The 9,438-nt window shown below is 66.9% G+C and carries 10 protein-coding genes; 7 read left to right on the top strand and 3 right to left on the bottom strand.

Annotated features, from left to right (window positions below; genetic code table 11):
* The first annotated feature begins 263 nt into the window (after positions 1-263).
* Positions 264-452 carry a hypothetical protein gene (locus QOC69_RS10670; RefSeq protein WP_526439153.1) on the top strand — a complete coding sequence of 63 codons (189 nt, stop codon included), beginning with the start codon at positions 264-266 and terminating at the stop codon, positions 450-452.
* A 69-nt stretch (positions 453-521) separates the two neighbouring features.
* Positions 522-974: a tRNA (cytidine(34)-2'-O)-methyltransferase gene (locus tag QOC69_RS10665; protein ID WP_526439151.1), complete on the top strand. Its 453-nt coding sequence runs from the start codon at positions 522-524 to the stop codon at positions 972-974.
* Positions 975-1,010: 36 nt separating this feature from the next.
* Here QOC69_RS10665 and QOC69_RS10660 read toward each other — a convergent pair whose 3' ends face one another.
* A complete protein-coding gene (locus QOC69_RS10660; protein WP_526439149.1) occupies positions 1,011-1,652 on the bottom strand; it encodes a nitroreductase family protein in 642 nt (213 codons plus the stop codon).
* Positions 1,653-1,675: 23 nt separating this feature from the next.
* Between QOC69_RS10660 and QOC69_RS10655 the strand changes: the two genes are divergently transcribed.
* A complete protein-coding gene (locus QOC69_RS10655) occupies positions 1,676-2,086 on the top strand; it encodes a TIGR03667 family PPOX class F420-dependent oxidoreductase (RefSeq protein ID WP_526439147.1) in 411 nt (136 codons plus the stop codon).
* 34 nt (positions 2,087-2,120) lie between these two features.
* Here QOC69_RS10655 and QOC69_RS10650 read toward each other — a convergent pair whose 3' ends face one another.
* Positions 2,121-5,417 carry a DNA polymerase III subunit alpha gene (locus QOC69_RS10650; protein ID WP_526439145.1) on the bottom strand — a complete coding sequence of 1,099 codons (3,297 nt, stop codon included), beginning with the start codon at positions 5,415-5,417 and terminating at the stop codon, positions 2,121-2,123.
* Positions 5,418-5,593: 176 nt separating this feature from the next.
* Here QOC69_RS10650 and rox point away from each other — a divergent pair, with 176 nt between their 5' ends.
* A complete protein-coding gene (gene rox, locus QOC69_RS10645) occupies positions 5,594-7,081 on the top strand; it encodes a rifampin monooxygenase (RefSeq protein WP_526439143.1) in 1,488 nt (495 codons plus the stop codon).
* 3 nt (positions 7,082-7,084) lie between these two features.
* On the opposite strand, the gene QOC69_RS10640 is transcribed toward rox, so the two are convergent.
* On the bottom strand, positions 7,085-7,444 hold the full coding sequence (locus tag QOC69_RS10640; RefSeq protein ID WP_526439141.1) for a VOC family protein: 360 nt from the start codon (positions 7,442-7,444) through the stop codon (positions 7,085-7,087).
* A gap of 134 nt (positions 7,445-7,578) precedes the next feature.
* Between QOC69_RS10640 and QOC69_RS10635 the strand changes: the two genes are divergently transcribed.
* From QOC69_RS10635 to QOC69_RS10625, 3 genes are all read left to right on the top strand, one after another.
* Positions 7,579-8,286: a DUF899 domain-containing protein gene (locus QOC69_RS10635; protein WP_526439139.1), complete on the top strand. Its 708-nt coding sequence runs from the start codon at positions 7,579-7,581 to the stop codon at positions 8,284-8,286.
* On the top strand, positions 8,283-8,759 hold the full coding sequence (locus QOC69_RS10630; protein WP_526439137.1) for an SRPBCC family protein: 477 nt from the start codon (positions 8,283-8,285) through the stop codon (positions 8,757-8,759). Before QOC69_RS10635 ends, QOC69_RS10630 begins: the two co-directional genes overlap by 4 nt.
* A gap of 269 nt (positions 8,760-9,028) precedes the next feature.
* Positions 9,029-9,438 (top strand): hypothetical protein (locus QOC69_RS10625; RefSeq protein WP_526439135.1); only part of this gene is annotated, 410 nt, incomplete at its 3' end.

The following is a 9,438-nucleotide window of genomic DNA, read 5'->3' as shown; positions in this document are numbered from 1 at the left end:
CCGACCGTACTACCGGCCGCTGGTCGGCATTTCATTGATCGCGCATAGGTCATAGGTTTCCTACTGCTCTTTGCCCAAACGTGGGCAGGCGTGGTCCGCCCGGCAATTGGACGAGTATGACAGCGATTAGCACCCGTTTCCACAATTCTTACTGAACAGACAGAGTTCGTGACGTAGGTGTTGCGAAGTCGTGTGCTATGCGAGCAAATCGCGCCGCGGGTTACCAAGCAACGCATCGCAACCGCCGGCGGTACATTCCGGGCATGAGGCTGACCGGCGGAGGCGACGACGAGATGCTGACGGAGGCATGGGCCTACCTGACCGCGGAAGAAGCCTTCCATCTCTATATGTCGCTGTCCTACTACTTCGGGGACGACGAAGTAGACCCCGGCTGGCACACCCACGTCGGCAGCGAAGACGGCCCAGAGCTGACCATCGCGATCGAGAATTGACGCCGGCTCTGCAAGCTGGGTCGGCACACCGTCGTCGTACCGGGAAGGCACCGTGTCTTGTTCAAGGTGATGTTCTATTCGCCCCGTATCGCGCCCAACACCGGCAACGCGATCCGGATGGTCGCGGTCACCGGATGCGAACTGCATCTGGTCGAACCGCTGGGTTTCGACCTGTCCGAACCCAAGGTGCGCCGCGCCGGCCTGGACTACCACGACCTGGCGTCGGTGACCGTGCACGCCGATCTGCCGAGCGCCTGGGCCGCGGTATCACCTGCCAGGGTGTTCGCGTTCACCGCGCACGCCGAGTCGTCCTTCGCCGACGTGGACTACCGCCCTGGCGACGTGTTGCTGTTCGGTCCTGAGCCGACCGGACTGGACGCCACGACGTTGGCCGATCCGCACGTCACCAGGCAGGTACGCATTCCGATGCTGGCCGGTCGGCGGTCGTTGAACCTGTCCAGCGCCGCCACGGTCGCGGTGTACGAGGCGTGGCGCCAGCAGGGTTTCGCCGGCGCGGTCTAGCCGAGCGCATCGTCGCCACCATTGTGGCCCGCTAATTCACCACGTGTTCCAGTGGGTGAGCTGCTCAGCGGGCAGCCGCTTGGCAGGCCGGAAGTCGGTGCCCTTGGTGTAGGCGATCGGGAACAGCCCGCCCTGGGAGTACCTGTCGAACGGGATGCCCAGGATCTCGGCGGCCCGCTTCTCGCCGTCGCCCAACAGGTGCAGCGTCGTCCACGCCGAGCCGAGGCCACGGGAGCGCAGCGCCAGCTGGAAACTCCAGACGGCGGGCAGCAGCGAGCCCCAGAACGATGCGCTGATGCCCGCGGGCGCACCATCCGGCCTGCCCTCGAGGCACGGGATCATCATGACCGGAACCTCGTGCAGGTGTTCGTTGAGGAATTTGGCGGAATCGACCACCAGCGGAGCGCGGTCGTCACGGCTGTCACCGAACTCCACGGGCGGGGAGTCGAGGTAGGGCGTGGCCGCCGTGCGGTAGATGTCGGCCAACGCCTCCTTCTTGTCCGCGTCGTCGACGAAGACGAACTGCCAACCCTGCGCGTTCGACCCCGTCGGCGCCTGAAGCGCCAATTCGAGACACTCCAGCAGAACCTCCTTGGACACCGGCTTCTCGAGGTCGAGCCGTTTGCGGACCGAGCGGGTGGAGGTCAGCAGTTCGTCGACGGAGAGGTTGAGAGTCATAGCCGGAGACTACATTCGGTTTCATGAGTGCTGAGCTGACGCCCGAAGTCATCGACCGACTGACCGCCGACCACTACGGCTGGCTCACCACCGTCGCGAAGTCCGGCCAGCCCGTGCCGAAGCTGATCTGGTTCTACTTCGACGGCGCCGCCGTGGTCATCTACACGGTGCCCGGCGCCGCGAAGGTCGCGCACGTTCAGCGCCACCCCCGAGTGAGCCTCAACCTCGACTCCGACGGCAACGGCAGCGGCATCGTCGTGATCGGCGGCGAGGCCACCATCGACGCCACCGACGTGGACTGCCGCACCGATGAGCCGTACTGGGCCAAGTATGCGGAGTCGGCCGCCAAGTTCGGGCTGACCGAAGCGATGGCGGGCTACAGCACCCGCCTCAAGATCACCATCGACAAGGTCTGGACCACCCCGACCGACTGACTGCCTGCGCGAGCAGTCCGCGCTTCGTGAGAGCTCACTGGAAGTCCCTCGACTTCGACGCCACCCGCATGTCCAGCTTGCTCATCCGGTCGGCGACCACGGTGACGGCACCGCTGGCGTTCTGCACGATGCCGCGGATCATCAACCCCGACGCCGTCTGCGCCAGCTTGCGGTGCCTGCCCCAAACCCCGCGCGAACACAGCACGTTGACCATCCCGGTCTCGTCCTCCAGGTTCATGAACGTCACGCCCTGGGCCGTCGCGGGCCGCTGCCGATGCGTCACCGCACCCGCAACCAGCACCCGGGTGCCGTCCGGCACCGACAGCAGCCGGTCGGCGGGCACGACACCGATCTCGTCAAGTCGCTCCCGCAGGAACTGGATGGGGTGGCTGTCCGGCGAGACACCGGTGGCCCACACGTCGGCGGCCGCCAGTTCCAATTCGGTCATGCCGGGCAACGCGGGGACGTGCGAGGACGACCCGACGCCCGGTAACCGGTCCGGTCGGGCGGTGGCGGCGGCACCCGCGGCCCACAGCGCCGCCCGCCTGGCGATCCCGAAGCAGCCAAGCGCCCCCGCGGTGGCCAGCGCCTCGGTCTGCGGTACGGAGAGTTGCACCCGGCCGGTCAGGTCGAGTAGGGATGCATACGGCCCGTTGGCCTTTCGCTCGTCGACGATGTGTTCGGCCAACTCGGCGCCGATGTGACGGACGCTGCCCAGACCCAATCTCACGGCGTTGCCCGCATCCTCCAATGTGGCGTGCGCCAGGCTGGCGTTCGCGTCGGGCCCATGCACGACGACGCCGTGTCGGCGGGCATCGGCGACCAGCGACTGCGGCGAGTAGAAGCCCATCGGCTGCGCGCGCAACAACGCCGCGCAGAACACCGCAGGATGATGCAGCTTGAACCACGACGAGTAGAACACCAGCGAGGCGAAGGACAACGAATGACTCTCGGGGAAGCCGAAGTTGGCGAAGGCCTCCAGCTTGTCGTAGATCCGGTCAGCCACCTCGCCGGTGATGCCGTGCCGGTTGCGCATGCCCTCGTAGAACCGGTCCCGTAGCCCTCGCATCTTCTCGGTGGACCGTTTGGACCCCATGGCGCGGCGCAACTGGTCGGCCTCGGCAGCGGAGAAGCCCGCACAGTCCACCGCCAACTGCATCAGCTGCTCCTGAAAGAGCGGCACTCCCAACGTCTTCCGCAGTGCCTGTTCCATCGACGGGTGGTCGTAGGTCACCGGCTCCAAACCGTTGCGCCTGTTGATGTAGGGGTGCACCGAGTTGCCCTGGATCGGTCCTGGCCGGATCAGGGCGACCTCGACCACCAGGTCGTAGAACACCCGCGGCTTGAGTCTGGGCAGCGTGGCCATCTGCGCGCGCGACTCCACCTGGAACACCCCGACCGAGTCGGCGCGCTGCAGCATCTCGTACACCGCGGGCTCGGAGAGGTCCAGCTTGGCCAGGTCGACCTCGATGCCCTTGTGCTCGGCGATCAGGTCGATGGCGTAGTGCAGCGCCGAGAGCATGCCAAGCCCGAGCATGTCGAACTTCACCAATCCGATTGCCGCGCAATCGTCCTTGTCCCACTGCAACACGCTGCGGTTCTCCATGCGGGCCCACTCCACCGGGCACACGTCGGCGATGGGCCGGTCGCAGATCACCATGCCGCCGGAGTGGATGCCCATGTGCCGGGGCAGATTCTTGATCTGCAACGCCAGATCGATCACCTGCTCCGGAATGTCCTCGACGTCGGGCGAGTCCGCCAGCCCGTTCCACCTGCTGATCTGCTTGCTCCAGGCGTCCTGCTGGCCTTGCGAGAAGCCGAGCGCGCGGGCCATGTCGCGCACGGCGCTGCGGCCCCGATAGGTGATCACGTTGGCGACCTGCGCGGCGTAGTCGCGGCCGTAGCGTTCGTAGACGTACTGAATCGCCTTCTCCCGCAGGTCCGATTCGATGTCGATGTCGATGTCGGGTGGCCCGTCGCGCGCCGGGGAGAGGAACCGTTCGAACAACAGCTCGTTGGCGATCGGATCGACGTGGGTGACGCCCAACGCGTAGCAGACCGCCGAGTTGGCCGCCGATCCCCTGCCCTGGGCCAGGATGCCGTTGTCCCGGCAGAACCGGGTGATGTCGTGCACCACGAGGAAGTAGCCGGGGAAGTTCAGCTGGGCGATGACCTTCAGCTCGTGCTCGATCTGCTGGTAGGCGCGCGGGGACCGCTCCGGCGGTCCGTACCGGTTGTGGGCCCCGGTCATCACCAGGTGCCGCAGCCAGCTGCCCTCGGTATGCCCGTCGGGCACGTCGAACGGCGGCAGCTGCGGGGCGATCAGCGCCAGGCCGAAGGCGCACTGCTCGCCGAGGTCGGCCGCGGCCGTCACCACCTCCGGGCAGTGCGCGAACAGTCGCGCCATCTCCTCCCCCGACCGCAGGTGCGCACCACCCAGCGGTGCCAGCCAGCCTGCCGCGTCGTCCATCGAGTTGCGCGCCCTGATCGCCCCCATCGCCATCGCCAGCCTGCCGCGGTCGGGTTCGGCGAAGTGCGCGGCAGTGGTCGCGACGACGCCAACGCCGAACCGTGGCGCCAGCGCGGCCATCGCGGCGTTGCGCTCGTCGTCGAGCGGATGCCCGTGCCTGGTCAGCTCGACGCTGACCCGGCCGGCGCCGAACCGATCCACCAGATCGGCAAGCGCGGATTCGGCCGCATCCGGCCCGCCGACCGAGAGCGCTTGGCGCACATGTCCCTTGCGGCAACCGGTGAGGATGTGCCAGTGCCCGCCTGCGGCCTCGGTCAGCTCGTCGAAGTCGTAGCGCGGCTTGCCCTTCTCGCCACCGGCCAGGTGCGCCCGGGTCAGCTGCCGCGACAGCCGTCGATACCCCTCCGGCCCGCGCGCCAGGACCAGCAGATGCGGACCGGGTGGATCGGGCTCCTCGGTGCGGGCGACGTTCCCGAGCGAGAGCTCCGCGCCGAACACGGTGGCCACGTCCAGCTCCTTGGCGGCCTCGGCGAACCGCACCACCCCGTACAGGCCGTCGTGGTCGGTCAGCGCGATGGCACGCAGGTCCAGCCGGGCGGCCTCCTCGACCAGTTCCTCAGGCGTGCTGGCCCCGTCGAGGAAGCTGTACGCCGAGTGGGCGTGCAGTTCGGCGTACGGTACCGACGAACCGCCCCCCGCGGGCCGGTCCGGTGGCTCGTAGCTCCCCCGCTTGCGCGACCAGGCCGGGCTGTCGCCGCCGTCGCCCGTGGGTTCTTCGAGCGGCAGGCCTGCCCGGCGCGGCTTGCCGGTGAGTACGCGCTCCATCTCGGCCCAGCTCGGAGGTCCGTTGTGCCAGCCCACCAACCCAGTCTATCGAACATGCATTCGATGCGGGCTGTCACCGGGCAAAGAAAAAGGAAAGGGAGCGCTCCCTTTCCACCTTCAATTTATAGCTCACCCGGGGGCTTGCGGCAAGCCCCCGGTAGTGCCGCATACTCACTGACCGATCCTTCAACCTGCGGAAATGAGAGATGCGAATGCCAGTGATGGATACCGACGTGATCGTTGCCGGCGGCGGACCGACCGGCTTGATGCTCGCAAGCGAGTTGCGGCTGCACGGAGTACACGTGCTCGTGCTGGAGAAGGACGCGGAGCCGACCAGGATTGTCCGCTCGCTCGGCATGCACGCGCGCAGCGTTGAAATCATGGACCAGCGCGGCCTGTTGGAGCGGTTCCTCGCGCTCGGCCAGCAGCACCCGGTCGGCGGATTCTTCGCCGGCATCGCCAAGTCATCGCCCGAGCTGGATACTGCGCACCCGTACACCCTCGGCATCCCGCAGACCATCACCGACCGCCTTCTGGCCGAGCATGCGACCGAGGTCGGCGTCGAGGTCCGGCGCGGCCGCGAGCTGATCGGGCTGAGCCAAGACGACCACGGGGTGACCGTCGAGCTGGCCGAGACAGGGTCGCTCGGCAAGCTTCGCTCCGGCGCCACGCGATTGCGCTCGCGCTACCTCGTCGGCTCCGACGGCGGCCGCAGCACGGTGCGCAAGTTGCTCGGTGTCGATTTCCCCGGCGAGCCCACCAGGGTCGAAACGCTGCTGGGCGAGATGGAGTTGACCGCGTCACCAGAGACGATCAACACCGTGATGGCGGAAGTCCGCAAGACCCAACTCCGGTTCGGCGCCATGCCTCTCGAGGGCGGGGCCTACCGCGTCATCGTGCCCGCCGCCGGGGTGACCGAGGACCGCGCGGTCCCGCCGACTCTGGACGAGCTGAAGCAGCAGATGCTTGCGGTCGCAGGCACCGACTTCGGCGCGCACTCACCGCGCTGGCTGTCCCGGTTCGGCGACGCGACCCGGCAGGCTGAGCGCTACCGGGTCGGCCGGGTGCTGCTGGCAGGCGACGCGGCACACGTCCACCCGCCCGCGGGCGGGCAGGGACTCAACCTCGGTATCCACGACGCGTTCAATCTTGGCTGGAAACTGGCCGCCGCGATCAACGGCTGGGCACCGGATGGTCTGCTGGACAGTTACCACACCGAACGGCACCCGGTAGCCGCCGACGTGCTGAGCAATACCCGCGCGCAGATGGAACTAATGGCCCTGGAGCCGGGTCCCCAGGCGGTGCGCCGGCTGGTGTCGGAACTGATGCACTTCGAAGTGGTGAACCGGTATCTGACCGAGAAGATCCACGCGATCGGGGTCCGCTATGACTTCGGCGAGGGTCATGAACTTCTGGGCAGGCGGTTGCGGGACGTGGCGCTGAAGCACGGTCGGCTTTACGAGCTGATGCACGGCGGCCGCGGGCTGCTTCTCGATCAGACCGGCCGGCTCTCGGTAGCGGGCTGGGCAGACCGCGTCGACCACGTCGTCGACATCAGCGAGGAACTCGACGTGTCCGCGGTACTGCTGCGGCCGGACGGCCACGTGGCATGGGTTGGTGAGGATCAACGGGATCTGCTCAGCCAGCTGCCCAGGTGGTTCGGCGCAGCCGCCACACCGAAATCGACCGTTGACGGTTAGCCGTCAATCGTCGACGTGGCTGACGATGTTCACGACGTTGCCGTCCGGCGCACGGACGAAGAACCTGCGCACCCCCCAAGGCTCCGTGGTCAGCGGATGAACGATCTCGAAGCCCCGTCGCTGCGCCTCCTCGTACGCCTCCTCCACCTGATCGCCGACGTGAACGGAGATCACGGAGTCGACGGGCGAGGTGGCATCCCGAGTGACCAACTGGACGATCGCGCGGCCGTCAGGCGACTGGAGGTTGGCCACCCAGCCAAGGTTGAATCCTTCAACGGTGAGACCGAGAAAGCCCACGTAGAAGTCGCGAGCTTCAGCCACGTCGCTCACCGAGAGGTTCGCCGTGATGCCGGTCGGTCGCATGGAGTCACTCCCTTGGCTGGATCGGATGGTTCATTCTCGCGCTGGTCCCGGGCGGGATGGCCGCTTCGATGATTTTGGCTTGCAGAGGGAGTCCAATCAGAGAGACGCCGAGACACCAGCGGGAGGAAGCCAACATGACCGATTCCACGAAGACCGCCACCGCCAAGCCGCCAGTGGTCGATCAGGACACCTGGCGCGCAGCGCTCGGCGAACTACGCGCGCGGGAGAAGGCCGCCACCAGGGAGCTGGACGCGATCGCCGCCCAGCGCCGCCGACTGCCGATGGTCGAGATGCCCGACTACACCCTGATCGGCGAGGACGGGCCCGTCCGACTGGTCGACGTGTTCGACGGCCGCTCGCAGCTGATCGTCTACAACCACATGTGGTCCGACGGCGCGGAGTGGCAGTGCGGCGGCTGCACGAGTCTGACGTCGCAATGGGACCGCCTGGGCTTCCTGGACCCCTACGACGCCCGCTTCGTCGTCGTCACCAACGGGCCCATCGAAGAGGGACTGGCCTACAAGGCCAAGGTCGGAAACAAGATGGACTGGTACTCGTCGTCCGAGAGCTCGTTCGCCGCCGACGTCGACGCGCCTCCTGGCGAAGGCTTCGGCGTCAACGTATTCCTGCGTGACGGGGACACCGTGTACCGCACCTGGCACACCAACGGACGCGGTGTCGAGCAGCTCACCCTGACGTTCGCGTTGGTCGACGTGTTGCCGTGGGGCCGCCAGGAGGAATGGCTCGACTCGCCAGAGGGCTGGCCGTCGTCACCCACCTATTCCGGCTGGCTCGACTCCCCCGACATCGCACGGCTCTACGGATCAGGAGACAACGCATGAGCACACGACTCGACGAGCGCTACGTCGTCACCCGCACCATCGCCGCGTCACCGGCGACGATCTTCGCCGTCCTGACCGACCCCACCCGTCACAAGGACACCGAGCCCGGCGACTGGGTCGGCGACGCCATCGACACCAGCCCGGTCACGGCATGCGGCCAGATGTTCGCAATCAACATGTATCTCGAACAGGCAGGCGGACATTACGTCATGCACAACCTGGTCACCGAGTTCGACGAGGACCGGACCATTGCGTGGCTTCCTGGACAACTGGACGACTCGGGGACGCACAGCCCCGGCGGCTGGTTCTGGCGTTACGACCTCGTCCCCAACGGTGCGGACACCGACGTCACACTCACCTACGACTGGAGCGGAACGGGGCAGGAGTTCCGCGACACCATCGGGGTGCCGGTGTTCGGCGACGACTTCATCGCTGCCTCGCTGGCGACGCTGGAGCGCACCGTCTCCAAGTAGGTCTGCCGACTGGCAACGGATGACGGCTGGCATTGGTTTCGTCCTCCAGGATCACGAGACGACTACCCGACGTACCGGCCGGTGGTCGGACTGTTCCCAGCGACCGTGAAGCCGCTTGCCAGCCACCGCGTGTTCGATTGACAAAACTCGGTCAACCGAAAGGGTGCACCCCTGTGTCCACGACCCTCGACGCCCCCTCTGCAGCAGATTCGTCCTTGAGCACCACACGCCCCGTAGTCTTCGGCCGACGCTGGCTGCGGGGCGCCGCGGTGGTGCGCATCCTGTTCGGAGTGCTCTGGGCCTGTGACGCGAGTTTCAAATGGCTGCCCGGGTTCATCCACGGGCAGACCCTGCACGACGAGCTCGGCAAGGTCTCTCAGGTCAACACGCCCGTCATCCACCAGTGGCTGGCGCTGATGAACATGCTCGGCATGGCCAATCCGCCCGTCTTCGCGGTGGTGATCGCGATCATCGAAACGCTCACGGCCCTCGCTATCATCTTCGGGGTGCTGTCGAATGCCGCGTTCGTCGGCTCGGCGGTCCTCTCGTTCAGCATCTGGTCGGGTGTCGAGGCTTTCCACTTGCCCTTCCATTCCGGGATGACAGATCTCGGGCCTTCGGTCGGCTACATCTTCGCGTCACTGGCCCTGTTCTTCGCGGCGGCCGGCTCTACCTGGAG

It is taken from the genome of Mycobacterium sp., assembly GCF_032162105.1.
Taxonomy (GTDB): Bacteria; Actinomycetota; Actinomycetes; order Mycobacteriales; family Mycobacteriaceae; genus Mycobacterium.
This window is presented reverse-complemented; position numbering and strand designations above follow the sequence as displayed.

Bases quoted from the DNA above. Each gene is read 5' to 3' on its own strand.
- QOC69_RS10655 (WP_526439147.1), top strand. From the start codon at position 1,676: ATGAGTGCTGAGCTGACGCCCGAAGTCATCGACCGACTGACCGCCGAC.
- QOC69_RS10635 (WP_526439139.1), top strand. From the start codon at position 7,579: ATGACCGATTCCACGAAGACCGCCACCGCCAAGCCGCCAGTGGTCGAT.
- QOC69_RS10670 (WP_526439153.1), top strand. From the start codon at position 264: ATGAGGCTGACCGGCGGAGGCGACGACGAGATGCTGACGGAGGCATGG.
- QOC69_RS10640 (WP_526439141.1), bottom strand. From the start codon at position 7,444: ATGCGACCGACCGGCATCACGGCGAACCTCTCGGTGAGCGACGTGGCT.
- QOC69_RS10630 (WP_526439137.1), top strand. From the start codon at position 8,283: ATGAGCACACGACTCGACGAGCGCTACGTCGTCACCCGCACCATCGCC.
- QOC69_RS10665 (WP_526439151.1), top strand. From the start codon at position 522: ATGTTCTATTCGCCCCGTATCGCGCCCAACACCGGCAACGCGATCCGG.
- rox (WP_526439143.1), top strand. From the start codon at position 5,594: ATGCCAGTGATGGATACCGACGTGATCGTTGCCGGCGGCGGACCGACC.
- QOC69_RS10660 (WP_526439149.1), bottom strand. From the start codon at position 1,652: ATGACTCTCAACCTCTCCGTCGACGAACTGCTGACCTCCACCCGCTCG.